The organism is Citrobacter sp. Cb031 (genome assembly GCF_030336725.1).
Classification (GTDB): Bacteria; Pseudomonadota; Gammaproteobacteria; order Enterobacterales; family Enterobacteriaceae; genus Citrobacter; species Citrobacter braakii.
Genome location: NZ_JAOWDA010000019.1, coordinates 264882 through 291174, shown reverse-complemented (window position 1 = coordinate 291174; position 26293 = coordinate 264882). Strand labels below are relative to the sequence as shown.

Annotated in this window: 26 protein-coding genes; 9 read left to right on the top strand and 17 right to left on the bottom strand. The window is 51.3% G+C overall.

Going from position 1 to position 26293, the window contains the following annotated elements:
• The 4 genes from nuoC to lrhA all read right to left on the bottom strand — a co-directional run bounded on the left by nuoC (nucleotide 1) and on the right by lrhA (nucleotide 4576).
• Nucleotides 1-1803, bottom strand: a complete 1803-nt coding sequence (gene nuoC, locus OGV93_RS02640; protein ID WP_016153837.1) for an NADH-quinone oxidoreductase subunit C/D — start codon at nucleotides 1801-1803, stop codon at nucleotides 1-3.
• Nucleotides 1804-1888: 85 nt separating this feature from the next.
• Nucleotides 1889-2551: an NADH-quinone oxidoreductase subunit NuoB gene (gene nuoB / locus OGV93_RS02635; RefSeq protein ID WP_003028075.1), complete on the bottom strand. Its 663-nt coding sequence runs from the start codon at nucleotides 2549-2551 to the stop codon at nucleotides 1889-1891.
• Nucleotides 2552-2566: 15 nt separating this feature from the next.
• Entirely contained in the window at nucleotides 2567-3010 is a 444-nt protein-coding gene (gene nuoA, locus OGV93_RS02630) for an NADH-quinone oxidoreductase subunit NuoA (protein ID WP_003028077.1), read from the bottom strand.
• Between the two features lie 627 nt (nucleotides 3011-3637).
• Complete coding sequence (gene lrhA / locus OGV93_RS02625; RefSeq protein ID WP_181599050.1) at nucleotides 3638-4576, bottom strand: transcriptional regulator LrhA; 939 nt, start codon at nucleotides 4574-4576, stop codon at nucleotides 3638-3640.
• A gap of 928 nt (nucleotides 4577-5504) precedes the next feature.
• On the opposite strand from lrhA, the gene alaA reads away from it, so the two are divergent.
• Both alaA and yfbR read left to right on the top strand, forming a co-directional pair.
• A complete protein-coding gene (gene alaA, locus OGV93_RS02620; RefSeq protein WP_005129483.1) occupies nucleotides 5505-6722 on the top strand; it encodes an alanine transaminase AlaA in 1218 nt (405 codons plus the stop codon).
• 95 nt (nucleotides 6723-6817) lie between these two features.
• Nucleotides 6818-7417 carry a 5'-deoxynucleotidase gene (gene yfbR / locus OGV93_RS02615; RefSeq protein ID WP_003028083.1) on the top strand — a complete coding sequence of 200 codons (600 nt, stop codon included), beginning with the start codon at nucleotides 6818-6820 and terminating at the stop codon, nucleotides 7415-7417.
• 52 nt (nucleotides 7418-7469) lie between these two features.
• Here yfbR and OGV93_RS02610 read toward each other — a convergent pair whose 3' ends face one another.
• From OGV93_RS02610 to yfbV, 4 genes are all read right to left on the bottom strand, one after another.
• On the bottom strand, nucleotides 7470-9302 hold the full coding sequence (locus tag OGV93_RS02610; RefSeq protein WP_016153839.1) for an SLC13 family permease: 1833 nt from the start codon (nucleotides 9300-9302) through the stop codon (nucleotides 7470-7472).
• A 77-nt stretch (nucleotides 9303-9379) separates the two neighbouring features.
• On the bottom strand, nucleotides 9380-10057 hold the full coding sequence (locus tag OGV93_RS02605; protein ID WP_085951065.1) for a sugar phosphatase: 678 nt from the start codon (nucleotides 10055-10057) through the stop codon (nucleotides 9380-9382).
• Entirely contained in the window at nucleotides 10050-10544 is a 495-nt protein-coding gene (locus tag OGV93_RS02600) for a YfbU family protein (RefSeq protein ID WP_016153841.1), read from the bottom strand. Before OGV93_RS02600 ends, OGV93_RS02605 begins: the two co-directional genes overlap by 8 nt.
• A gap of 83 nt (nucleotides 10545-10627) precedes the next feature.
• Nucleotides 10628-11083 (bottom strand): terminus macrodomain insulation protein YfbV, encoded by a 456-nt coding sequence (gene yfbV, locus OGV93_RS02595; RefSeq protein WP_016153842.1) that lies wholly within the window; start codon nucleotides 11081-11083, stop codon nucleotides 10628-10630.
• Nucleotides 11084-11422: 339 nt separating this feature from the next.
• Between yfbV and ackA the strand changes: the two genes are divergently transcribed.
• The 3 genes from ackA to yfcC all read left to right on the top strand — a co-directional run bounded on the left by ackA (nucleotide 11423) and on the right by yfcC (nucleotide 16566).
• A complete protein-coding gene (gene ackA / locus OGV93_RS02590; protein ID WP_016153843.1) occupies nucleotides 11423-12625 on the top strand; it encodes an acetate kinase in 1203 nt (400 codons plus the stop codon).
• Nucleotides 12626-12700: 75 nt separating this feature from the next.
• A complete protein-coding gene (gene pta / locus OGV93_RS02585; protein ID WP_016153844.1) occupies nucleotides 12701-14845 on the top strand; it encodes a phosphate acetyltransferase in 2145 nt (714 codons plus the stop codon).
• 200 nt (nucleotides 14846-15045) lie between these two features.
• Entirely contained in the window at nucleotides 15046-16566 is a 1521-nt protein-coding gene (yfcC, locus tag OGV93_RS02580) for a putative basic amino acid antiporter YfcC (RefSeq protein WP_016157044.1), read from the top strand.
• A gap of 56 nt (nucleotides 16567-16622) precedes the next feature.
• On the opposite strand, the gene yfcD is transcribed toward yfcC, so the two are convergent.
• Genes yfcD through yfcF form a run of 3 tightly spaced genes read right to left on the bottom strand, consistent with a single transcriptional unit; the run spans nucleotide 16623 to nucleotide 18485 of the window.
• Complete coding sequence (gene yfcD / locus OGV93_RS02575; protein ID WP_006683645.1) at nucleotides 16623-17177, bottom strand: NUDIX hydrolase YfcD; 555 nt, start codon at nucleotides 17175-17177, stop codon at nucleotides 16623-16625.
• A gap of 56 nt (nucleotides 17178-17233) precedes the next feature.
• Nucleotides 17234-17785, bottom strand: a complete 552-nt coding sequence (gene yfcE / locus OGV93_RS02570; RefSeq protein WP_016153846.1) for a phosphodiesterase — start codon at nucleotides 17783-17785, stop codon at nucleotides 17234-17236.
• 55 nt (nucleotides 17786-17840) lie between these two features.
• A complete protein-coding gene (gene yfcF, locus OGV93_RS02565) occupies nucleotides 17841-18485 on the bottom strand; it encodes a glutathione transferase (RefSeq protein ID WP_094761645.1) in 645 nt (214 codons plus the stop codon).
• Nucleotides 18486-18619: 134 nt separating this feature from the next.
• Here yfcF and yfcG point away from each other — a divergent pair, with 134 nt between their 5' ends.
• The 4 genes from yfcG (at nucleotide 18620) to OGV93_RS02545 (ending at nucleotide 21188) form a co-directional block, all read left to right on the top strand.
• Nucleotides 18620-19255 (top strand): GSH-dependent disulfide bond oxidoreductase, encoded by a 636-nt coding sequence (gene yfcG, locus OGV93_RS02560; protein ID WP_016153848.1) that lies wholly within the window; start codon nucleotides 18620-18622, stop codon nucleotides 19253-19255.
• Between the two features lie 54 nt (nucleotides 19256-19309).
• Complete coding sequence (folX, locus tag OGV93_RS02555) at nucleotides 19310-19672, top strand: dihydroneopterin triphosphate 2'-epimerase (protein WP_016153849.1); 363 nt, start codon at nucleotides 19310-19312, stop codon at nucleotides 19670-19672.
• Between the two features lie 20 nt (nucleotides 19673-19692).
• A complete protein-coding gene (locus OGV93_RS02550; RefSeq protein ID WP_200083849.1) occupies nucleotides 19693-20586 on the top strand; it encodes a TIGR01777 family oxidoreductase in 894 nt (297 codons plus the stop codon).
• A gap of 71 nt (nucleotides 20587-20657) precedes the next feature.
• Nucleotides 20658-21188, top strand: a complete 531-nt coding sequence (locus tag OGV93_RS02545; protein WP_072050783.1) for a GNAT family N-acetyltransferase — start codon at nucleotides 20658-20660, stop codon at nucleotides 21186-21188.
• Nucleotides 21189-21206: 18 nt separating this feature from the next.
• Here the strand turns inward: OGV93_RS02545 and hisP are convergent, their stop codons facing one another.
• The 6 genes from hisP to OGV93_RS02515 form a co-directional block, all read right to left on the bottom strand.
• On the bottom strand, nucleotides 21207-21980 hold the full coding sequence (hisP, locus tag OGV93_RS02540; RefSeq protein WP_043017062.1) for a histidine ABC transporter ATP-binding protein HisP: 774 nt from the start codon (nucleotides 21978-21980) through the stop codon (nucleotides 21207-21209).
• 13 nt (nucleotides 21981-21993) lie between these two features.
• Nucleotides 21994-22701 (bottom strand): histidine ABC transporter permease HisM, encoded by a 708-nt coding sequence (gene hisM, locus OGV93_RS02535; protein ID WP_003028116.1) that lies wholly within the window; start codon nucleotides 22699-22701, stop codon nucleotides 21994-21996.
• Nucleotides 22698-23384: a histidine ABC transporter permease HisQ gene (locus OGV93_RS02530; protein WP_016153853.1), complete on the bottom strand. Its 687-nt coding sequence runs from the start codon at nucleotides 23382-23384 to the stop codon at nucleotides 22698-22700. The genes hisM and OGV93_RS02530 overlap by 4 nt, the downstream gene beginning before the upstream one ends.
• A gap of 186 nt (nucleotides 23385-23570) precedes the next feature.
• A complete protein-coding gene (hisJ, locus tag OGV93_RS02525) occupies nucleotides 23571-24353 on the bottom strand; it encodes a histidine ABC transporter substrate-binding protein HisJ (RefSeq protein WP_003028120.1) in 783 nt (260 codons plus the stop codon).
• 247 nt (nucleotides 24354-24600) lie between these two features.
• Nucleotides 24601-25383, bottom strand: coding sequence for a lysine/arginine/ornithine ABC transporter substrate-binding protein ArgT (gene argT / locus OGV93_RS02520; protein WP_006683634.1), 783 nt, complete (start codon nucleotides 25381-25383; stop codon nucleotides 24601-24603).
• Nucleotides 25384-25671: 288 nt separating this feature from the next.
• Nucleotides 25672-26241, bottom strand: a complete 570-nt coding sequence (locus tag OGV93_RS02515) for a UbiX family flavin prenyltransferase (protein ID WP_103928413.1) — start codon at nucleotides 26239-26241, stop codon at nucleotides 25672-25674.
• Nucleotides 26242-26293: the final 52 nt, after the last annotated feature.

Genomic DNA, 26293 nt, shown 5'->3' with positions numbered 1-26293 from the left:
TTAGCGGTCCACATCTGACATAACAAAATCGATACTACCCAGGTGGACGATAAGGTCAGACACCAGGCTGCCACGTACCGCTACCGGGATCTGCTGCAGGTGCGCATAGCTCGGGGTACGGATACGGGTACGGTAACTCATGGTGCTGCCATCGCTGGTCAGGTAGTAACTGTTAATACCCTTGGTCGCTTCCACCATCTGGAAGGACTCGTTTGCCGGCATAACCGGTCCCCACGAAACTTGCAGGAAGTGGGTGATCAGGGTTTCGATATGTTGCAACGTGCGCTCTTTCGGCGGCGGCGTAGTCAGCGGGTGATCCGCTTTGAACGGGCCTTCCGGCATGTTGTTGAGGCACTGCTCAAGGATGCGCAGACTCTGGCGCAGCTCTTCAACTTTCAGCATCACGCGGGTATAGCAGTCGGACACGCCGCCGCCAACCGGGACTTCAAAGTCAAAGTTTTCGTAGCCAGAGTATGGACGCGCTTTACGCACGTCAAAATCAATACCGGTCGCACGCAGCGCAGCACCGGTACAACCCCAGTCCAGCGCTTCTTTCTTACCGTAAGCGGCAACGCCTTGCGAACGGCCTTTCAGGATGGTGTTACGCAGTGCGGCTTTCTCGTAGGAATCCAGACGTTTTGGCATCCAGTCGAGGAAGTCACGCAGCAGTTTGTCCCAACCGCGCGGCAGATCGTGTGCCACACCGCCGATACGGAACCAGGCCGGGTGCATACGGAAACCGGTGATCGCTTCCACTACGTCATAGATTTTCTGACGGTCGGTAAAGGCGAAGAAGACCGGGGTCATCGCGCCGACGTCCTGGATGAACGTGGAGATGTACAGCAGGTGGCTGTTGATACGGAACAGTTCAGACAACATAACGCGAATCACGTTGACGCGATCCGGCGTGGTGATGCCAGCCAGTTTCTCAACGGCCAGTACGTAAGGCATTTCGTTAACGCAGCCGCCGAGGTACTCGATACGGTCGGTGTACGGAATGTAGCTGTGCCAGGACTGACGTTCACCCATCTTTTCAGCGCCACGGTGGTGGTAGCCGATGTCAGGCACGCAGTCGACGATTTCTTCGCCATCAAGCTGCAGCACAATACGGAACGCACCGTGAGAAGACGGGTGGTTAGGACCGAGGTTGAGGAACATGAAGTCCTCGTTTTCGGAACTACGCTTCATGCCCCATTCTTCTGGTTTGAAGGTCAGTGATTCCATTTCCAGATCCTGTTTGGCTTTGGTCAGCTCAAACGGATCGAATTCGGTCGCACGCGCCGGGTAGTCTTTACGCAGCGGATGACCTTCCCAGGTATGCGGCATCAGCAGACGCGTCAGGTGCGGGTGACCTTCGATGTCGATGCCAAACATTTCCCAGGTTTCACGCTCATACCAGTTGGCGTTCGGGAACAGTTTGGTGAACGTCGGTACGCGCAGGTCGTTTTCAGACAATGCCACCTTGAGCATGATATCGCGATTGCGTTCAATGGAGATCAGGTGATAGAAAACGGAAAAATCCGCGGCAGGTAACCCTTCGCGGTGCGTACGCAGACGTTCGTCCATGCCGTGTAAGTCAAACAGCATGACGTAAGGTTTCGGCAGTCTCTTTAAGAAATCGCCAACTTCCAGTAATTGTTCACGCTTGACCCAAACAACAGGTACCCCGGTGCGAGTCGCCTGAACGGTAAAGGCATCCGGCCCAAAACGGTTGCGCAGTTCGCCAATGACCGGGTCATCAAGGTGATCCCGTGTTTGCCATACAGCGTCTTGCGCGGTTAAGTCGGTCATATTGTTCACCATTGCAAATGGTCCGTGGTGGTCGGCAGTGCTTCGCGCTATTTATGTAGTGATAAGCGAAGGAAGTGCTGCTGCCGACAGGCGCAAATTAAATCTCGTCTGGTGTACGAAGATTCGTTACAGCAATACGTTCGCCGCGTTTACGCTCGCGTTCTGACTGCATATTGGCGCGATAAACGCCCTGATCGCCAACCACCCAGGAGAGCGGACGGCGTTCTTTGCCAATGGAATCTTGCAGCAGCATCAGAGCCTGCATATACGCTTCCGGACGCGGTGGGCATCCCGGGATGTACACATCGACCGGAATAAATTTATCAACGCCCTGCACCACAGAATAGATGTCGTACATACCGCCGGAGTTGGCGCATGCGCCCATGGAAATAACCCATTTCGGTTCCAGCATCTGATCGTAGAGGCGCTGAATAACCGGCGCCATTTTGGTAAAGCAGGTTCCGGCTACGACCATCAGGTCAGCCTGACGCGGCGATGCACGCAGTACTTCCGCACCAAAACGGGCCACATCGTGCACGGCGGTAAACGAGGTCACCATCTCAACGTAGCAGCAGGAAAGGCCAAAGTTATATGGCCAAATTGAGTTTTTACGGCCCCAGTTAACCATGTCATGCAGCTTGCCCATGAACACGTTTTTGTTAACTTCTTGCTCCAGGGGGTCGGTTACGATCTCCTGTTTTTGCAGGGGGTAACGGTCGTTCTCACCGTTAGGATCTATGCGGGTGAGCGTATAATCCATCTTAATGCCTCGCGGTTAGCGTTGACGATTAGCGATACTGTTCGTTTCCGGGTTCATACGCTCGCGGCGTGAACGCGCGGGCGTCCAGTCCAGCGCGCCAATACGCACCAGATAAACCAGACCTGCCAGTAACACAAAAATAAAAATTGCAGCTTCCACAAAGCCAATCCAGCCGCTTTCACGGATAGAAGTTGACCATGCGAACAGATACAGCGCTTCAACGTCGAAGATAACGAAGAACATGGCTACCAGATAAAACTTGGCAGACAGGCGCAAGCGGGCGGTGCCGACCGAGTCGATACCTGATTCAAACGGCACGTTTTTAGATCTCGCGCGCGCGCGACCACCTAAAAACCAGCCGCCGACGAGCATCAGGCAGCACAGGCCAATGGCAACAATAAGAAAGATAGCGAATGCCCAGTGATGAGCGATGATTTCAGTGGATGTTGACATACTCATTGCTTACTCATCAAAAGTAGCGCCAAATTCTCTGCTCTTTTCGGCAGATGAACGCCACATCGATTCATGGGGAGGAATAAAAAAAACCTTACAATCACTGTGAAAAACCATTTTATACAGCTAATTGATGGGGTTTTTTACTCCTTTCTATAACCTTTTGTCAACTTTAACAAAAGTTTCCTCACATTATTTTACACCGCTCCAACTTCATTAACATAAAGTGCTATTTAGACCAATTTCGATCGCATCATCGGTCATTTTTAATGTTGTTGAATCGTGTCCGTAGTGAAGTAAAAAAGATAATACTCACCTATTTTGACAGGAATTCACCCAGATGCCTCCCCCTAAATGGGAGTATTTTCTTGATCTGTGACACGCTTTTGTTAATTCACCATAAAAAACAGCAACAATTTCTCTAGTTTTTTAACATGGAAACAATTAGTAACGCTGCTGCTTATTTTTCAACCAGATGTCAGGCCGTTTTTTTACCTTCTGATTTTGTTAAGTTTTAGTATAGCAAATGACATAAAGCGGCAATATTTGCATAAAAAAAGAGCCACTGGATGTTTTTTCATCACCAGTGGCTCTTTTTTACACTAACATTTTAAAACGATTTTTTGTGACGGATTACTCAAAGTCGCCTTCAACAATCAGCGAATCATCTCCCCCTTCAGGGGTAAACTGATTGTATTGCCAAGGATTTTGATACGTTTGCATCGACTTAAAGATAACTTCTGCCAACTCATTTTGCGTGGACGGATCGCAGCACAACAAATACTCAGTATCAGGCAATGGCGGTAATCCGTCGGCGGCGCCCAGTACGCGTAAATCCGGACTCATCATTTCAACAGGCCGTGCAGTGACGCCGAGCCCTGCTTTTACCGCCGCGCGAACCGCAGGTAAGGTTGAAGCAACATAAGCCAGACGCCACGGGATCTGAGCAGCGTTTAATGTCGCCAGCACGATATCGCGAAACGGGCTCGGATCGTCCAGCAGAACCAACGGTACCGGCTCACCTTTTTGCAGAATATATTCGGCAGCACAGTACCAATGCGTTGGCGAGGTACGCAGATTCAGACATTCAAAATCGCCAGGACGGTTGGTAGTCACAACCAAGTCCACTTCTTGCGACTTCAGCATATCCACCATGTAGGCGTTACGCTTGACCCTCACATCCAGCGCAAGCTTCGGATAAACCGAACTTATTCGGTTGAGCAGGAAAGGCAGTATGGTATCGGCTGATTCATCAGAAGCACCGATAGTTAACACTCCCTGAAGATTATTAAACATTAATGATGAGCATGCCTCATCATTAAAGCGCAGTATTTTTCTGGCGTAACCCAACAGTTGTATACCATGTTCGGTCAGTAGTTTGTTGCGTCCATGGCGCGCGAACAACTCTTTCCCCACGAGTTGCTCAAGACGCTGCATTTGCTGACTCACCGCAGACTGAGTTCGACATACCGCAGTTGCCGCAGCCGCAAAGGTATTCAGGTCGGCAACAGCAACGAAGGTTCTCAGCAGATCGAGGTCGAGGTTAATTATCGGACGATTTGCATTTATCATAGTTTTTCACTTACTCGCGGGTCATACCGGGTTAATGCTGTGCATTTGGAATCAAACAACTCCATTTGTAATGTGCCTCCCTCGCAGTTTCGCTTAGTGTAACCAAGTGAAAATAAGGATGTATTTGGTTTAACAAACGAAACAATTCTCTTTCCTGGCTATTTTAATTCCCGTGATATTCATCGGAATATAGCAACGAGAAAGAGCCGAATTTTTAGCTGCTGGATGATTCTGACTTAGGGAAAACATGTAAATTTTGTAAATTTAAAAAAAAGTTAACGAACAATAATTTACACATTAAAAACTAACTTTTCAGTGTGTTAGGAACAACCAACAAACATTTGAATTATCTTAAAATTCAGACTACTTACCATTTCATGAGACTTATCTTAACCTAAAACCACTATATTTATAAGTGTTATCGTGAATAATTCCAGGCTACCAGGTGTTATGTCAGAGCAGCGGTTTTGCTATTATTGGCCCATTCAATTTAATGTCGTTTAAATATTAAATAATAATTAATTAAGAATTCTTCAATTCATTAATTATGCTTAACAATGAATTCACACCGTATCATGTACGGATCAGGCCGATAACAGGCCCCGTAGTTAAAACCTCAGTATTTTCGAATTACCTCATCCAGCTTAGACACCCGTGACATTTCGCTTTACAGGCTTAACTTTTTTTGACCAAACAATTCACCACAACCAAACCAATAAAACAAAATATACTACCAATAAAACACATCCAGATAGATTATTATCTTATAATATTTACATTATTCAGTTGTTAACAGTTAATTATCACTTCATAGCTTTTCAAAATCTTCTACTAAAGACCCTTCAAAACTCACCGCCGTGGGAGTACATTGTGCTGGGCTGACTTCCATGGCAGGGAGTGGCATTCACAGCTAAAAAGGTCAACGTTCATGTCCCCCATTGAAAAATCCAGCAAATTAGAAAACGTCTGTTATGACATTCGCGGCCCGGTTCTGAAGGAAGCAAAGCGCCTGGAAGAAGAAGGCAATAAGGTTCTGAAACTGAACATCGGCAACCCGGCGCCATTCGGGTTTGAAGCGCCAGATGAAATACTGGTGGATGTGATCCGCAATTTGCCAACAGCGCAAGGATATTGCGACTCCAAAGGCCTTTATTCCGCCCGTAAAGCGATTATGCAGCATTACCAGGCCCGTGGTATGCGCGACGTAACCGTGGAAGATATTTATATCGGCAACGGCGTTTCTGAATTAATTGTGCAGGCTATGCAGGCATTGCTGAACAGTGGGGACGAAATGCTGGTTCCTGCTCCTGATTATCCGCTGTGGACGGCGGCGGTATCGCTCTCCGGCGGTAATGCCGTGCACTACCTGTGTGACGAATCATCAGACTGGTTCCCGGACCTGGATGATATCCGCGCCAAAATCACGCCGCGTACGCGTGGGATCGTCATCATCAACCCAAACAACCCAACCGGCGCTGTTTACTCCAAAGAGCTGCTGATGGAGATTGTTGAGATTGCTCGCCAGAACAACCTCATCATCTTTGCGGATGAGATTTACGACAAAATTCTCTACGACGACGCTGAACACCACTCCATCGCTGCAATGGCGCCGGATCTGCTGACCATCACCTTCAATGGCCTGTCAAAAACCTATCGCGTTGCCGGTTTCCGTCAGGGCTGGATGGTGCTGAACGGGCCGAAGAAACATGCTAAAGGATATATTGAAGGTCTTGAGATGCTGGCCTCTATGCGCCTGTGTGCCAACGTTCCGGCGCAACATGCCATTCAGACCGCACTGGGCGGATACCAGAGCATCAGCGAATTTATCATGCCTGGTGGGCGTCTGTATGAACAACGCAACCGCGCCTGGGAACTGCTCAATGACATTCCTGGTGTCTCCTGCGTAAAACCGCGCGGCGCGCTGTATATGTTCCCGAAAATTGATGCTAAACGCTTCAACATTCATGACGACCAGAAGATGGTGCTCGACTTCCTGCTGCAGGAAAAAGTACTGCTGGTTCAGGGAACAGCGTTCAACTGGCCGTGGCCGGATCATTTCCGCATCGTCACGCTGCCGCGTATTGACGATATTGAAATGTCGCTGAGTAAATTTGAGCGTTTCCTGTCAGGGTATCACCAGCTGTAATTAAACAAAGGCTGTCGGATGGATGACGAGTATTTGCATCTGACAGCCTTCTCTGCGCAAAATGACTCTTAGGTTGCCATCATATAAGGGTCGTTATGAAGCAGAGCCATTTTTTTGCCCACCTCTCCCGTCTGAAGCTCATTAATCGCTGGCCGCTGATGCGCAACGTGCGCACCGAAAACGTGTCTGAACACAGTCTGCAGGTTGCCATGGTTGCCCATGCGCTGGCCGCGATCAAAAACCGCAAATTTGGTGGTCAGGTTAATGCTGAGCGTATTGCTCTGTTGGCGATGTATCACGATGCGTCAGAAGTGCTGACCGGTGATCTCCCTACCCCGGTGAAATATTTCAACTCGCAGATTGCGCAGGAATATAAAGCGATAGAGAAAATTGCCCAGCAAAAGCTGGTCGATATGGTACCTGATGAACTGCGCGATATTTTTGCGCCGCTCATTGATGAACATGCCTTAAGTGAAGAAGAGAGATCGATTGTTAAACAGGCCGATGCCCTGTGTGCGTATCTGAAGTGTCTGGAGGAACTCTCTGCCGGTAACAACGAATTTCTGCTTGCCAAGACACGTCTGGAAAAAACGCTCGAGTCGCGACGCAGCGAAGAGATGGACTACTTTATGGACGTGTTTGTCCCGAGCTTTCACCTCTCATTAGATGAAATCAGCCAGGATTCTCCGCTATAAACGCATGACCCGGTGGCGGCGAAGACATCCCCGTCGCCATCCGCCAACAACATCAAAACGGAAACAGCATCGGGATCATCACCACGCACACCGCCATCACAATGATGGTAAACGGTACGCCAATCTTCACGAAATCGCTAAAGCTGTAGTTGCCAGGTCCGAGCACCAGAGTGTTTACCGGGGAAGAGACAGGTGTCATAAAGGCTGCGGATGCCGCCATCGCAATCCCCATCGCAAAAGGATACGGTGAAACGCCCATCGACTTTGCAGCCGCCAGCGCGATTGGCGCCATCAGCACCGCCGTCGCGGTGTTGGAGATAAATAACCCGATAGTCGCACACAGCACGAACAGGCAGCCCAACATCATATACGGGCCATACCCGCCGCCGACATCCATCAGCCCTTTCACCACCAAATCGACACCGCCGGTTTTTTGTAAAGCCAGCGCGAAGGGCATCATCCCGACAATCAAAATAATGCTTGGCCAGTGAATCGCTTTATAGGCACTTTCGGCATCAATACAGCGAAATTTCCCCATCAGTAGACAGGCGATGATCGCAGCCACCGTATTGGGAATTTCATCAGTGAGCATCAGAGCGACCATCAGCACCAGACAGAAAATCGCATGCGGTGCCTGGCTGTGCGCCGGAGAAGCTTCACTGACTTCCTCGGGCATATTCAGCACGACAAAATCACGCCCTTTTTGTCCCAACAGTGTGATGAGCTTCCAGTTGCCCACCACTAATATGATATCGCCCATCAGCAATGGCTCATCCACCACCGCTCCAGCCAGAGCCGCGCCATCGCGCTTCAGCCCAACGACATTCAGCCCGTAGCGGGTACGAAAAGCGATTTCCCGTACCGTTTTGCCGATCAATTCCGATTCAGGGATCAGAGAGATCTCGGCCATCCCCACATCAAGCGCCTGCTCGGAGAAGTATTCGCCGCGCAGTACCATTGGTTCCAGAAACTGTTCACTGCAAAATTCACGCAGGTCGACATCGGCCGCGGACATATCAATCAGCAATACGTCACGGGCGCGAAACTCAGAAACCCCGTTAACGTCGACTATTACGCGACGAAAGCGACGCCAGCGTTCCACGCCAATCACGTTTGCTCCGTAGCGCTCACGCAGCTTCAGATCATCCAGACGCTGGCCAATCATAGGAGAACCGGGACGAATCGCCAGCCGACGCGCGCGCCCGGTCAGGCGATATTCCTTAATCAGATCGCGAAAGGTCCGGCGTTTCCAGCCGTCTCCCGGCTGCCTGGAATCTTCTCCCTTGAGCATAAAGCGCATCAGCAGCATATAAATTATGCCGAGAACCAGAACCACCAGCCCCAGCGGGGTAACGCTAAAAAAGCTGAACCCGTTAAGTCCTTCACGTAACAGTTCACTGTTGACGACCAGGTTAGGCGGCGTCGCCACCAGCGTCATCATGCCGCTTATCAATCCGGCAAAGCTCAGCGGCATCATCAGGCGTGAAGGGGAAATTTCCATGCGCATGGAAACGCTTAAGACCACCGGGATAAAGATGGCGACCACGCCGGTCGAACTCATAAACGCCCCGAGCCCGGCAACGGTAATCATCAGCAACACCAGCATTTTGACTTCACTGCTGCCAGCCACCTTCACCAGCCAGGCACCCATTACTGTCGCCACCCCGGTACGCACCAGGCCGTCGCCGATAATGAATAATGCCGCTATCAAAATAACGTTAGGATCGCTGAATCCGGAAAAGGCTTCTGTGATGCTCAATGTTCCGCTCAGAACAAAGGCAATGATGACCAGCAAAGCGACCGCGTCCATACGCACTCTGCCAGTAACAAACAAGACGACGGCAATCGCCAGCAATGAGAGAACCCATATCAATTCACCGTTCACAACATATCCTTGTTAAATGAGAGGGATGGATCGATTCTGCCATAAAAAAGCCCCAACAATCTGGGGCTAAATCATGTTCAGGTATTTCTTACCACGACCACATTTCCGTTAGGCTGTTTGGTCACAGAAATATGTTCCAGACTGGTCAGCGAAAAATCGACCTCATCCAGACGCGGCGTGTCCACAGGCGCGTTGACCGCTATCACATGACACCCTGCCGCCAGTCCTGAAAGCACCCCAGCGGGCGCATCTTCCACCACCGCGCATTCCTGTGGCGCAAGACCCAGAAGCTGGGCGCCTAACAGATAGGCGTCAGGCTCGGGTTTGCCTCTTTTTACCCGCTCGGCGGTGACAAACACTTCAGGAGCAGGCAGCCCCGCGACACGATGACGCGCTCGTGCGACCGGCATGGATCCGGAGGTCACAATCGCCCATGGAATACCCGCTTTATTGAGGTGGTTGAGTAAATCAACCGCTCCCGGCAGCGCTGTGATCCCCGCGGTTTCCGTCGCTTCGATCTGCTCCAGGCGGGTGAATTCCGCGGCGATCTCAGCCTCAGATTTGCCCACCATAAAGTGTCGCAGGGAGGTAATGGCCTGCTTGCCATGAATAAAGCCGAGCACCTCGGCGTGATCGAGGCCAAAACGATCGGCCCAGTTGCACCACGCGCGTTCTACTGCGGGTAAGGAATCGACCAGCGTTCCATCCAGATCAAACAGAAAACCTTTGCACTGCACGCTCGCCCCCTCAGGCATTAATGATTTGGTTAATTTCATTCGCACTCAGGTGATACTGGCGCGGGCAAGAGTGCCAGACATTCAGCATACGCTGATATTTTTCCCACATCGGGGTCTGGGCGTTGAAGCCATGCGTACCCGCATCAAAGTGGGTATAACGACCTTCCACATTAACCATAAAACGTACGTACCCGAGGTAACGGGCTTCCGTTGCGGCATCAAAGCCAAGGAAGGTCACACGACGCTCATCAATAGCCTGCGCGTCCTTAAGATTAGTCCAGGACACATGTAATGCGTGATACATCTCCATAATATCGATAATCGTACGACAGGTTTCTTCCGTCAGCTCACCGAACTCACGATCCAGCTCGCGCATCTGCAAGCCGTAACCGCGTTCAATAATCGTCTGCAAACGACGATAACGCTCGGCGTTAGTGGGATCGAGCATAGTCATCATTTTGTACTGATTAGACAAAATCAGACGTTGAGCGTTGGTCATTTCCATTTGGGACTCCTGTATCACTACTACTGCGATGAAAAAAAAGAAGGCATCTTGTGCCTTCTTTTATATGCGTAATCAGGGGTCAATTACAAATCATCAAGGAAAGTTTTATCCAGTTGTTTGAAGGCGCGCTTAAGCGTGTCAGCCAGCGCCTGATAATCAGGCTTTCCTTCTACCGGAGTGAGCGCCTGCCCGGCTTCTTGCAATTTACCCCGAACTTCGTAGAACCAGTTGAGTATTGAAGGCGGCAGCGGCGTTACAGAACGTTTACCCAGCCACCACATGCCCTGCATCGGCAGGCTGAGCGCAAACAGCGCAGTCGCCACGGCCGGTCCCAACTGCCCCCCTAACGCAATTTGCCAGCATAAGGTGAAGACGGCGATAGGCGGCATAAAACGGATCGCGTAACGCGTCATGCGGATCACGCGGTTCTCTACAAACACAGGTGCGAGGCGCTTTTCCATTGGCCACGTCTTCGCATAGTGCTGCCCCCGGCGAAACAAGCTAAAAAAATTGACGGAACGATTATCCGGTGTCGACATGGCGGTTACCTCAACTTCACATATAAAAATTAAAAAATTTGTGCAAAACAACAACTACAAAGGACATCGTTCAAAACATTTTGTCTTTAATACCCACATTCAGGTATCCTGTGCCGGCCTGTAAGGCCTTTAGTCCAAAATCATTGAGTCGTCAAATTGACACATAGTATGCCATTGGCTGAAAAATACGCAAAATGACATAGACTCAAAGGTATTTATTCCATCGTGCCCAAAAAGACTATGGCGCATGATGTTAATCATAAACGTCGGTGTCATCATGCGCTACGCTCTATGACTTCCTGACGTTTTTTTAGCCACGTATCATAAATAGGTACTTCCATGTCGAGTAAGTTAGTACTGGTTCTGAACTGCGGTAGCTCCTCACTGAAATTTGCCATCATCGATGCAGTAAACGGTGAAGAATACCTCTCTGGTTTAGCCGAATGTTTCCATCTCCCAGAAGCACGTATCAAGTGGAAAATGGACGGCGGTAAACAAGAAGCGGCTTTAGGTGCAGGCGCCGCTCACAGTGAAGCGCTGAATTTTATCGTTAATACTATTCTGGCACAAAAACCAGAACTGTCTGCTCAGCTGACTGCGATTGGTCACCGTGTTGTTCACGGCGGCGAGAAATACACCGGCTCTGTGGTTATCGACGATTCTGTTATTCAGGGTATCAAAGACGCAGCCTCTTTTGCACCGCTGCATAACCCTGCACACCTGATCGGTATCGCAGAAGCGCTGAAATCCTTCCCGAATCTGAAAGACAAAAACGTGGCTGTGTTCGACACCGCGTTCCATCAGACCATGCCGGAAGAGTCTTACCTCTATGCTCTGCCATACAGCCTATACAAAGAACACGGTGTTCGTCGTTACGGCGCGCACGGTACCAGCCACTTCTTCGTAACTCAGGAAGCGGCAAAAATTCTGAACAAACCGGTTGATGAGCTCAACATCATCACTTGCCACTTGGGCAACGGCGGTTCTGTTTCTGCTATCCGTAACGGTAAATGTGTTGATACCTCCATGGGTCTGACCCCGCTGGAAGGTCTGGTGATGGGTACGCGTTCCGGTGACATCGACCCGGCGATCATCTTCCACCTGCACGACACCCTGGGCATGAGCGTTGACCAGATCAACAAAATGCTGACCAAAGAGTCCGGCCTGCTGGGTCTGACCGAAGTCACCAGCGACTGCCGTTATGTTGAAGATAACTACGCGACTAAAGAAGACGCTAAACGTGCAATGGACGTTTACTGTCACCGTCTGGCGAAATACATCGGTTCTTACACTGCGCTGATGGATGGTCGTCTGGATGCAGTTGTCTTCACCGGTGGTATCGGTGAAAACGCAGCGATGGTTCGTGAACTGTCTCTGGGCAAACTGGGCGTTCTGGGCTTTGAAGTTGACCACGAACGTAACCTGGCCGCACGTTTCGGCAAATCTGGTTTCATCAACAAAGAAGGTACCCGTCCTGCGGTGGTTATCCCAACCAACGAAGAACTGGTTATCGCGCAAGACGCGAGCCGTCTGACTGCCTGATTTCACACCGCCAGCCTAGCTGGCGGTGCTGTTTTGTAACCCGTCTACATCGACGGTAACGAAAGAGGATAAACCGTGTCCCGTATTATTATGCTGATCCCTACCGGAACCAGCGTCGGTCTGACCAGCGTCAGCCTTGGCGTGATCCGCGCAATGGAACGCAAAGGCGTTCGTCTGAGCGTCTTCAAGCCGATCTCTCAACCGCGTGCCGGTGGCGATGCGCCAGACCAGACTACCAGCATCGTCCGTGCTAACTCTTCTCTGCCAGCCGCTGAGCCGCTGAAGATGAGCCACGTTGAATCTCTGTTGTCCAGCAATCAGAAAGATGTGCTGATGGAAGAGATCATCGCGAACTACCACGCGAACACTAAAGACGCTGAAGTTGTACTGGTTGAAGGCCTGGTCCCAACCCGTAAACATCAGTTCGCGCAGTCTCTGAACTACGAAATCGCGAAAACGCTGAACGCAGAAATCGTCTTCGTAATGTCTCAGGGTACCGATACCCCGGAACAGCTGAACGAGCGTATTGAACTGACTCGCAGCAGCTTCGGCGGCGCGAAAAACACCAACATCACCGGCGTAATCGTTAACAAACTGAACGCACCGGTTGATGAGCAGGGCCGTACTCGCCCGGATCTGTCCGAGATTTTCGACGACTCTTCCAAAGCGAAAGTGATCAAAGTTGATCCGGCTAAACTGCAAGAATCCAGCCCGCTGCCGGTTCTGGGCGCGGTGCCATGGAGCTTCGATCTGATCGCAACGCGTGCAATCGATATGGCGCGTCATCTGAACGCCACTATCGTTAACGAAGGTGATATCAATACCCGTCGCGTGAAGTCTGTGACTTTCTGCGCACGCAGCATTCCGCACATGCTGGAGCACTTCCGTGCCGGTTCTCTGCTGGTGACTTCCGCCGATCGTCCTGACGTGCTGGTTGCAGCATGCCTGGCAGCCATGAACGGCGTGGAAATCGGTGCCCTGCTGCTGACTGGCGGCTACGAAATGGACGCGCGTATCACTAAACTGTGCGAACGTGCATTTGAAACCGGCCTGCCGGTATTCATGGTGAACACCAACACCTGGCAGACCTCTCTGAGCCTGCAGAGCTTCAACCTGGAAGTTCCGGTTGACGATCACGAACGTATTGAGAAAGTTCAGGAATACGTTGCTAACTACATCAACGCTGACTGGATTGAATCCCTGACCGCGACCTCTGAGCGCAGCCGTCGTCTGTCTCCGCCAGCGTTCCGTTATCAGCTGACCGAGCTGGCACGTAAAGCCGGCAAGCGCGTTGTTCTGCCGGAAGGTGACGAGCCGCGTACCGTTAAAGCGGCGGCTATCTGTGCTGAACGCGGTATCGCAACCTGCGTACTGCTGGGCAACCCGGATGAGATCACCCGCGTTGCGGCCTCTCAGGGCGTTGAGCTGGGTGCTGGCGTAGAAATCGTTGATCCAGATGTGGTTCGCGAAAGCTACGTTGCTCGCCTGGTCGAACTGCGTAAAAACAAAGGTATGACCGAAACCGTTGCCCGCGAACAGCTGGAAGACAACGTGGTTCTCGGTACCCTGATGCTGGAACAGGACGACGTTGACGGTCTGGTTTCTGGTGCAGTTCATACCACCGCGAACACCATCCGTCCACCGCTGCAACTGATCAAAACTGCACCGGGTAGTTCCCTGGTGTCTTCCGTGTTCTTCATGCTGCTGCCGGATCAGGTTTACGTATACGGCGACTGCGCGATCAACCCGGATCCGACTGCAGAGCAACTGGCAGAAATCGCGATTCAGTCCGCTGAATCCGCCATTGCTTTCGGTATCGAACCGCGTGTAGCAATGCTCTCCTACTCCACCGGTACTTCTGGTGCAGGTAGCGACGTAGAAAAAGTTCGTGAAGCCACGCGTCTGGCGCAGGAAAAACGTCCTGACCTGATGATCGACGGTCCACTGCAGTATGACGCCGCCGTTATGGCTGACGTAGCAAAATCCAAAGCGCCGAACTCTCCGGTTGCAGGTCGCGCTACCGTGTTCATCTTCCCGGATCTGAACACCGGTAACACCACCTACAAAGCGGTACAGCGTTCTGCCGACCTGATCTCCATCGGGCCGATGCTGCAGGGTATGCGCAAGCCTGTGAACGACCTGTCTCGTGGCGCGCTGGTTGACGACATCGTCTACACCATCGCTCTGACCGCGATCCAGTCTTCCCAACAGCAGCAGTAATCTGTCGAGTGTGCCGGATGTCTTATCCGGCAACACTTCTGCTTATTAAACCGGAAATAGCTTATATTTCCGGTTTTTTTATACCTGTTTTTCCCGTTGGCATATTCTGAAACATTTGCCAGGATGCGCTGCATCAATGAATAACTATTCTCCTGTTTGCATACTTATCCTCTTTTGCATTGCAACAGGGATAGTCTTTCATGTCAGCAGTAACAGAAACACAGCCAGCTAAAAAATGGGCGATGCCCGATACGTTGGTGATTATTTTTTTCGTTGCCATTTTAACCAGTCTGGCGACATGGGTTGTTCCCGTCGGGATGTTCGACAGTCAGGAAGTGCAGTATCAGGTTGATGGACAAACCAAAACCCGTAAGGTGGTCGACCCCCATTCTTTTCGAATTCTGACCAACGACGCGGGCGAAGAGCAGTATCACCGGGTGCAGTTTTTCACCACCGGTGATGAGCGCCCTGGCCTGATGAATTTTCCGTTTGAAGGGTTAACCTCCGGCTCTAAATTCGGCACTGCCGTCGGCATTATTATGTTTATGCTGGTGATTGGCGGCGCATTCGGCATCGTTATGCGTACCGGAACCATCGATAACGGCATCCTGGCGCTCATCCGCCATACGCGAGGAAACGAAGTCCTGTTTATCCCGGTGCTGTTTGTTCTCTTCTCATTAGGCGGCGCGGTGTTTGGCATGGGGGAAGAGGCGGTCGCCTTTGCCATTATTATCGCACCGTTAATGGTACGGTTAGGTTACGACAGTATCACCACCGTTCTGGTCACCTATATTGCGACTCAGATTGGATTTGCCAGCTCATGGATGAACCCGTTTTGCGTGGTTGTCGCGCAGGGGATTGCGGGCGTGCCGGTACTCTCTGGTTCCGGTCTGCGTATCATTGTGTGGGTGGTTGCGACCCTGATAGGGCTGACCTTCACGCTGGCCTATGCGGCACGCATCAAAAAGAATCCGCTTTTGTCCCGGGTACATGAATCCGACCGTTTCTTTCGCGAACAGCAGGACGACGTTGTGGAACGACGCTTCACGCTGGGCGACTGGCTGGTGCTGCTGGTGCTGACTGCGGTAATGATTTGGGTTGTCTGGGGCGTGATCGTCAACGCGTGGTTTATTCCTGAGATCGCCAGTCAGTTCTTCACCATGGGCCTGGTAATTGGCATCATTGGCGTGGTCTTTCGTCTCAACGGCATGACGGTCAACATCATGGCCTCCTCATTCACTGAAGGCGCACGAATGATGATTGCCCCTGCCCTGCTGGTCGGTTTTGCCAAGGGCATATTACTGCTGGTCGGTAATGGAGAAGCGGGGGAAGCCAGCGTGTTGAACACGCTGCTGCACAGCATTGCCAACGGCATCAGCGGGCTGGATAACGCCATCGCGGCGTGGTTTATGCTGCTGTTCCAGGCGGTGTTTAATTTCTTCGTTACTTCCGGCTCTGGTCAGGCTGCATTGACCATGCCGTTATTAGCACCCTTAGGCGATCTGGTTGGCGTAAACCGTCAGGTCACCGTACTGGCCTTCCAGTTTGGCGACGGATTCAGTCATATTATCTATCCTACATCGGCATCGCTGATGGCGACGTTAGGCGTGTGTCGGGTGGATTTTCGTAACTGGCTGAAGGTAGGCGCCACGCTGTTGGGACTGCTGTTTATTATGTCCAGCGTGGTGGTAATTGGCGCGCAGATAATGGGTTACCATTAAAAAACGATTGCCCGGCCTACACGATTTCTCGACGCTGTAGGCCGGATGAGCAGATTTTACTCAGCTTCTTCCTGCTTTTCGGCTTTCGCCCCTTCATTCTTAGCGTTGCGGGTCATCCACAGCGCCAGGGCTTTCAGTGAGTCCGGCGTAAATTCGTCGCAGCGCGCGGTAATTTCTTCCGGCGTCAGCCAGCAAACTTCACTAACCTCTTCTTCCTGAAGCGCAAACGGTCCGTGGGAAACACAGCTAAACAGCCCACCCCATACGCGACAGTTCTGGTCTTCAAAATAAAACTGCCCATGCTCGGCAAACGGCACGCCCGCAATCCCCAGTTCCTCTTCCGCTTCACGGCGCGCTGAGTCCAGTAGTTGCTCGTCAGCCTGCACAACACCGCCAGCGGTGGCATCCAGCATGCCGGGCAAAAAATCTTTTGTCTCAGTACGACGCTGAACCAGAATTTTGCCCATACCATCATGCACGACGATATACGTTGCACGATGGCGTAAGCGTTGCGCCCGCATTTGTTCCCGGCTGGATTGTGCAATGACTTCGTTGTCTTCATTCACAATATCCACCCATTCCGTACTTGCCAAACGACGCTGTTCCACCATCAGGAAACCTTCTTTTTTCTTGCGCTCTTACGGCGCGTTTATGTTTGTGGGGTAAATTACGGATTAATCTCGACCTGTGCAATAACACTTTGATCATTGAGTGCCATTACGCTGAGAACATTATCATCCAGAATCCCGTAACTTGCCGCAAAGCCCCCTTTCGGGATGCTTACCGAGCCGGGATTGAAGTGGTAAACATCCCCTTGACGCTCAGCGACGGGCAAATGTGTATGCCCATAAACCAGCACATCTCCCACGTTGAGTGCCGGCATATTTTGCGGACCAAAAAGATGCCCGTGGGTCAAAAAGAGTCGCTGGTTTTCTGTCAGAATTTGCTGCCACGGCGCGGTCATCGGAAAATGCAGAAGCATCTGATCCACTTCGCTGTCACAATTGCCACGCACCGCGATAATCCGCGCTGCCAGCGCATTCAACCGCTCAGCAACCTGCGCAGGCGCATAGCCTTCCGGGAGCGCATTACGCGGTCCGTGGTTTAAAACATCACCCAATATCACCAGCCATTGCGCACCGCTTGCGGCAAACCGTTCAAGTACGCGTTCCGTGGCTGGCAACGAACCATGAATGTCCGATGCGAACATCAGTTTCATCACTCACTCCTCGTTGAAAAGTACCTTGTAATGATACTGGATTACGCCCCGTTTTTCAGCAGGAACGCTTCGCTGAAAGCGCGATAAAACGCTGGACTGAAGCGCGCTGCCACTGGAAGGCGGCATATTCTGCAAGCGCTTCGGGAACCTCATCGCCGTTAAGGACCAGACGATTCAGCATTAGCGCTAAATCGCAGTCGGCAATACACCATTCGCCAAATAAATTCTGCTTCCCGTGGCTCAATAAATGGCTCGCAGTGGCGAACAATTTCTCCGCACTGACTTTTCCCGCTTCGCTTAACGGACCTTTCTTCACGCCAGCAAAAACTACGTCCGTTGAGCGTTCTTCACGGATAGGCATCAGATCGCTGCGGATCCACGCCTGAACCTGGCGCGCCCGCGCACGCTTTTGCACATCGTGTGGGTAGATACGCTCCCACTGCGGCGGCGCAAAACTCTCTTCCAGGAACTCAGTAATCGCTGATGATTCGCTCAGCTCGAAACCGTCGATTTCAAGCACCGGTACGCGCCGCGTTAACACATACCCTTGCCATGAAGGTTGCAAGTGTTCGCCGCTGTTGAGATCAACGGTTTTCAGCGTAAAAGGCAGTCCTTTCTCTTGCAGAGCGACATAAACAGACAGCACGTAAGGGGAGAAAAAATTGGCATCTGACCACAGCGTAATTGCAGATTTGCTCATAATGTCCTCTGAAATGTATTGGCTTGCCTTCAAAATATAGAGTCTTTCTCTCACTGTCACTTGATGAAAACTCACGCACGCCAACAGGCTCTATACTTGTTATGACCCGGTTCATGACAAAACGGACGCTGAAAATGATCGATCTCTATTACACTCCATCGCCAAACGGTCACAAAATAACGCTGTTTCTTGAAGAGGCGCAGCTGCAATACCGTCTGATTCATGTCGATATCAGCAAAGGTAGCCAGTTTCACCCTGATTTTCTGCAAATCTCACCAAACAATAAAATCCCGGCCATTATCGACAGTGCCCCGGTAGACGGCGGAAAGCCCATCAGCCTGTTTGAGTCCGGAGAAATATTACTCTATCTGGCAGAAAAGAGCGGTAAGCTGCTGAGCGGTGAGTTACGTGAACGCCACACTACGCTGCAGTGGTTGTTCTGGCAGGTCAGCGGCCTCGGACCCATGCTGGGTCAGAATCATCATTTTAGCCACTACGCCCCACAAACGATTCCCTACGCCATTGAAAGATACCAGGTTGAAACCCAGCGCCTGTACAACGTGATGAATAAACGTCTGGAAACGTCCCCCTGGCTGGGAGGCGATCACTACAGCATTGCCGACATTGCCTGCTGGCCGTGGATCCACGCCCATCAGCGTCAGCGCATCGACCTCGACAACTACCCGGCGGTCAATAACTGGCATGAACGCATCCGTACGCGTCCCGCAACGGAACGCGCCATGCAACAAGCACAAAGTGAGAAGCGGTGACGCGATTCGGTTCTCGTGTATCATGCAAAGGTTCATACATGGAGGAAACCTGCAATGTCACAACCTGACGCAATTATTCGTATAAAAAACCTTCGTCTGCGCACTTTTATCGGCATTAAAGAAGAGGAGATCCTTAACCGCCAGGATATCGTCATCAACATTGCCATTCACTATCCGGCAGACAAAGCCCGTACCAGTGAAGATATCAACGACGCGCTGAATTATCGCACTATCACCAAGAGCATCATTGCCCACGTGGAGGGTAACCGCTTCTCATTGTTAGAAAAATTAACTCAAGATGTGCTCGATATCGCACGCGAACATCACTGGGTCACTTATGCTCAAGTAGAGATAGATAAACTTCACGCATTACGTTACGCCGACTCAGTCTCTATGACGCTGAGCTGGCAGCGCTAAAACATAACCCGGGAGGCGACATGCAGATTCTGATTACCGGCGGTACTGGCCTGATTGGACGTCATCTGATCCCCCGCTTGCTGGAGCTGGGGCATCAGATAACCGTAGTGACCCGTTCTCCTGATAAGGCACGTCAGATTCTCGACTCCCGGGTTACGCTGTCCAAAGGGCTGGAAGAGCGGCAAAATCTCAATGACATTGATGCCGTCATTAACCTTGCCGGAGAGCCGATTGCGGACAAGCGCTGGAGTGCCCAGCAAAAGGAACGCCTGTGTCAGAGCCGCTGGGTCATTACGCAGAAGCTGGTCGATTTAATCAATACCAGCGAGACACCGCCCGCAGTGCTAATCTCCGGTTCCGCTACCGGTTACTACGGCGATTTAGGCGAAGTGGTGGTCACAGAAGAAGAGCCGCCGCATAACGAATTTACCCATAAGCTGTGCGCCCGCTGGGAGCAAATTGCCAGCACCGCGCAAAGCGAAAAAACCCGCGTGTGTATGCTGCGCACCGGCGTGGTACTGGCCTCTGCTGGCGGCATTCTGGCGAAAATGGTCCCGCCGTTTCGTCTTGGCTTAGGCGGACCAATTGGCAACGGACGCCAGTATATGGCCTGGATCCATATTGATGATATGGTCAACGGAATTCTCTGGCTGCTGGATAACGATCTGCGCGGTCCCTTCAATATGGTTTCACCGTACCCGGTGCACAATGAGCAGTTTGCCCACGCGCTGGGCCACGCCCTGAACCGTCCTGCCATTCTGCGCGTTCCCGCCACCGCAATGCGGTTGCTGATGGGCGAATCTTCAGTGCTGGTTCTCGGCGGGCAGCGAGCGTTGCCAAAACGCCTGGAAGCGTCCGGTTTCGCGTTTCGCTGGTACGATTTAGAAGAAGCGCTGGCGGATGTCATCCGATAACCCCTAAGCGCTATTCACGGTCGCCGTTGTGGTGGTAAGGTTATAGGCCAGATTTCTGCAATGGCGACGTTATGGCGATAATTTCGACTCCCCGACTTACCCTCTCTTTGTTTCAGTTTTCTGACTGGTCATTTTTCCAGAAACTACGTGAATGTCCTGAAGTCATGCGCTATATGGGCAACATCGCCCCGGTGAAAGATACGCGTCTGTTATTCGCCAGACGCCTTGCCGCACAGCACACTTTTGTCATCCGCGAGCACAACAACCCGACGCCGCTCGGCGATATTGGTCTGCAAATCAGCCATCTCTACCCGCATGAAGCCGACCTCGGCTACGCCATCTTGCCACAGGCGCAGGGGAAAGGTATTGCCAGCGAAGCCGTACGCGCGGTGTGCCAGTACGCCTTCGAGCACGCGGCGGTCACGGCGATAAATGCTTACGCACTGGCGGATAATAAGGGCTCAATACGGATTCTGGAAAAAACGGGGTTCGTGCGTACGCAGGTACTGGAAAAGGCGTATGAGATTGATGGTATCGCCTACGACGACTGGGTTTATCGTCTGGAGTGCGACGCGCTAAAATCCCAGGCCCGGAAAGCGTAGCGCCTCCGGGCAGGTGACTTACTTCAACGAACCTTTGAGGAACTGCTGCAAACGCGGGCTTTGCGGATTACCAAATACCTGCTCCGGATCGCCCTCTTCTTCAATCTTCCCCTGATGCAGGAAAATCACGTGCGTGGAGACATGACGGGCAAACCCCATTTCGTGGGTCACGACCACCATGGTTTTTCCCTCTTCGGCCAGTTGTTGCATAATGCGCAGCACTTCGCCCACCAGCTCCGGGTCAAGTGCCGACGTGGGTTCATCAAACAGCAACACTTCCGGTTCCATCGCCAGCGCACGAGCAATGGAGACACGCTGCTGCTGACCACCGGACAGATGCACCGGATATTTTCCCTGAGCGCGCTCATCAATACCCACTTTCGCCAGATACTTCACCGCACGTTCGCGAGCTTCCTGCTTGCTCAGCCCCAACACCTGGATCGGCGCTTCCATCACGTTTTCCAGCACCGTCATGTGGCTCCACAGATTAAAGTGCTGAAAGACCATCGTCAGTCGCGTGCGCAGCAAGCGCAGCTGATTTTTGTCTGCAACCTTAAGCTGGCCGTCTTTGTCGCGTACCAGACCAATGTTCTGACCACTGACGACAATCGACCCGGCGCTCGGTTTCTCGAGAAAGTTAATGCAGCGCAGGAAGGTACTTTTACCGGAACCTGACGAGCCAATAATACTGATAACATCACCCGCATTGGCCTGCAGCGATACCCCTTTCAGCACTTCATGTTCGCCGTAGTGCTTATGTAAATCGATAACGTTTAATTTATTTTCAGACATCGTGTTACTCGAATCATTTAGAGGATACATGCTGCAACCAGCGTTTTTCCGCTTTACGGAACAGACTGATCAGGACATACGAAATAATCAAATACAGAACAGCGGCAATACCGAAGGCGGTAAACGGCTGATACGTTGCCGAGTTGATATCGCGGGCGATTTTCAACAAATCAGGCACCGTTGCGGTAAATGCCAGCGCCGTGGAGTGCAGCATTAAAATAACTTCATTGCTGTAAGCCGGCAGCGCAATACGCAGCGCGGAAGGCAAAATAATGCAGCGATACAGTTTAAACGACGAGAAACCGTAAGCGCGCGCGGCTTCAATCTCACCATGGGGTACGGAACGAATAGCCCCGGCGAAAATCTCCGTGGTATAGGCGCAGGTATTCAGCGTCAGCGCCAGCACGGTGCAATTTAGCCCACTGCGGAAAAATGCGTTGAGGAAGTCCGTGCCTTTGACTATCTCCAGCGTATACATCCCGGAATAAAACACCAGCAACTGGACGTACAGCGGCGTCCCACGAAAAATATAGGTGAACAGCCAGATGGGAAACTGGATAAATTTATTACTGGAAACACGACCAATTGCCAAAAACAGCGCCAGTATCCCGCCCATCACCACCGACGAAATCAGAAGCCACAGGGTGATAGCCACGCCGGTGTAGCGATATCCGTCGGTCCACAGCAGGGACTTCCAGTATTCCTGAATAATCTCAATCACAGGTCAGCCCTCTTCACACCCACAGAATAGCGGCGCTCAAGGTACAGCAGCACACCATTAGAAACAGTGGTAAACACCAGATAGATGACCCCGCACACTACGGCAAAATAGAACGGCTCCCAGGTACTTTTTCCGGCAAGCTGAGTGGCTTTCACCACGTCTTCCAGGCCGAGCAACGATACCAGCGCCGTGGCCTTAAGAATGACCTGCCAGTTGTTGCCAATTCCCGGTAAGGCATAGCGCATCATCGCCGGGAACATAATGCGGCGAAATATTTGTGAACTGGTAAAACCGAATGCCGTCGCGGCTTCAATATGGCCTTTTGGCACGGCCATAAATGCGCCACGAAATGTTTCGGTAAAATAGGCTCCGTAGATAAACCCGAGCGTAATAATACCCGCGACCATCGGATCGATATCAATCTGGCTGATACCAATTGCATCGGTAAGGGTATTCAGCGCGATTTGTAATCCGTAAAAGATGAGCAGCATTAAGACCAGATCGGGCACGCCGCGGATAAGCGTTGTGTACCCTTCGAAAATAAGCGCCAGCGCCCGGCTTTGCGACAGCTTTGCTGCCGCGCCGACAAGGCCTATCAGAACCGCCAGTACCACCGAGCTAAGTGCCAGCTCCAGCGTAACAATTGCGCCCTGTAAAATAACACCTGAAAAGCCATACAACATGCTGCCTGTCCTGTCGTGTGTGGTGGAGTAATAAGCCTCTTTTGATTTCAGACAAACTGTTAAATGCGGGATGGCGGCTTTGCCTTATCCGGCCTACAAAATCACTGTAGACCGGATACGCGCAGCGCCATCAGGCATAAATTCAACACGTCAAAAATCTACGGGCTTTATCAGCACCTGCGGTGATTAACCGCCATAAACATCAAAATCGAAGTACTTTTTCGCCAGCTTCTCGTAAGTACCGTCAGCTCGCATCTCGGCAAAGGCTTTGTTCAGTGCTTCGCGCAGTTCGTTATCATCTTTGCGCAGCCCCATACCGGTACCCACGCCGAATAACTTCTCATCTTTTACAGATGGGCCGCCGAATTTGTAATCTTTACCGACCGGCTGTTTCAGGAAGCCTTCGCTGGCCGCGACTTCATCCTGGAAAGCAGCATCAATACGCCCGGCAGTCAGGTCAGAATAGATATTGTCTTGCCCCTGATAAGAGACAATTTCAATGCCTTTTGGCGCCCAGTGCTCGTTGCCGAAGGTTTCCTGAGTCGTGCCCTGCAGCACGCCAACACGTTTACCTTTCAGCGACTCAATGGTTGGCTGAATAGCAGAATCTTTAGCGACAACCAGACGCGAGTCGGCTGCATAAAGCTTGTCGGTAAAGGCGATTTCCTGCTGACGTTTTTCAGTGATGGAAAGCGAGGACATAATCGCATCGATTTTCTTCGCTTTTAACGAAGGGATAAGCGCGTCCAGCGGGTTTTCCACGAAGGTACATTGTGTATTGATACGTTTGCACAGCTCTTTAGCCAGATCGATATCAAAACCGACTAATTCACCCTGTGCATTTTTCGATTCGAACGGCGCATAAGTAGGATCGGTACCGATACGAATTTTTTGCGGAATGGCTGCAAATGCTGCGGTAGCACTGGAGAAAGCCAGGACCAGAGAAAGAGACAACACCAGTTTTTTCATAACTATCCTCAACAGACTGTCTTTTATAGGGGATCTTTACAGGACCAGGTGCAGTTATCGTGCCATTAATCGGGCCGACAAGGCAAAGCATTCTACCCTGTCGACGGTATTTATTTGCATGAAAAGCGCTTAAGTATGCACTCATGCTTATTAAGACAGCGACAAAAGCACCAAAACAGTGCACTGAATTTATTATGCACCGTAATGGTTACCCGCAATGGTGCAGTCCATTCCCCGCTGCGGCGTATTAATCGCCGTAGACATTGAAGTTAAAATACTTGCTCGCCATTTTGTCGTAGGTGCCGTCTTTGCGCAGTTCGCCCAGCGCTTTATCGAAAGCAGCTTTCAGCTCTGCATCATCTTTGCGCAAGCCAATCCCGGTGCCGTCACCAAAGTATTTTTTATCTTTCACCGACGGACCAGCAAAAGCGTAGTCCTTACCGGCAGGCTGCTTCAGGAAGCCTTCGCTGGCCGCGACTTCATCCTGCAACGCCGCGTCCAGACGACCCGCTGTCAGGTCAGAATAGATAAGGTCCTGGTTCGCATAGGCCACCACATCTACGCCTTTGCTGCGCCAGTTGTCATTAGCATAGGCTTCCTGAGTCGAGCCTTGCAGTACGCCAACATGTTTACCTTTGAGGGAATCAAGAGTCGGTTGAATTGGGGAACCTTTCGCGGCGATCAGACGTGAGTCTGCTGCGTAAAGCTTGTCTGAGAACGCAATCTCTTGCTGACGCTTCTCAGTGATTGAAAGCGAGGAGATGATGGCATCAATTTTTTTCGCTTTCAGCGACGGGATCAGCGCATCAAAGTCGCTGGCTACCCAGGTACATTTGATCTGCATGCGCTTACACATCTCATTTCCCAGATCGATATCAAAGCCGACAAAGTCGCCTTTGGCATCTTTAGAGGAAAAAGGTGCGTACGTTGTATCTGTACCAATACGAACCGTCTGCGGAAGTGCTGCGTAGCTGGCCGCGGTGGCGGAGAGTCCTACCAGCAAAGACAAAGCAAGAACCGTCTTCTTCATACATAACCCTCAAGTGGCGTAATTTTATTATGTTTTACGTTGTGTTGTGTGTTTGCAGACTTTTTCATGCAGGTCTTATGCCATTTTCGCGTCGATGAGGATATTCGACGTTAAATATGTTAATAAAACGTTGCAATAATGTCCTGATTTTGAAGATAGCAGGTCTGACGGTTGAACCGCAGCGTTTCGTTGAGTTTTAACGAATTAAATGTTGAGGATATGATCGCGGTTACAAAATTGCCCTGAAACAGGGCAACGGATGTTTCTTTGCACGCTGATGGAACGGTTTTACGCCCCTTGCCAGCGGGTGAACAGATCCTGTGGAAGGGAGATATCAAACTGGTCGAGTATGCGGTTAACCGTTTGATTAATCACATCATCTAGCGTTTGCGGGCGATGATAGAATGCCGGGACTGGCGGCATAATCACCGCGCCAATTTCTGCCGCCTGCGTCATCAGTCGCAGATGCCCCAGATGCAGGGGCGTTTCACGCACGCACAGCACCAGCGGGCGGCGTTCTTTCAACACCACGTCTGCCGCACGGGTAAGCAGCCCATCGGTGTAACTGTGGACGATGCCTGAAAGCGTTTTGATTGAACAAGGTAATATTACCATTCCGGCGGTCTGAAAAGAGCCGGAAGAGATACTGGCGGCGATATCGCGCGTATCGTGATTTACATTCGCCAGTGCCTGCACGTCGCGTACAGAGAGGTCTGTTTCCAGCGCCAGCGTCTGTCGGGCAGCAGCACTCATCACCAGATGGGTTTCCACATCAGTAACGTCACGCAAAACCTGCAGCAGGCGCACGCCATAAATCGCGCCACTGGCACCGCTAATCCCTACAATGAGTCGTTTCATTTTTTCGCCCTTACTTGCTTCAGGGCTGACTTTGCAGGTTTTTATGCGCAGT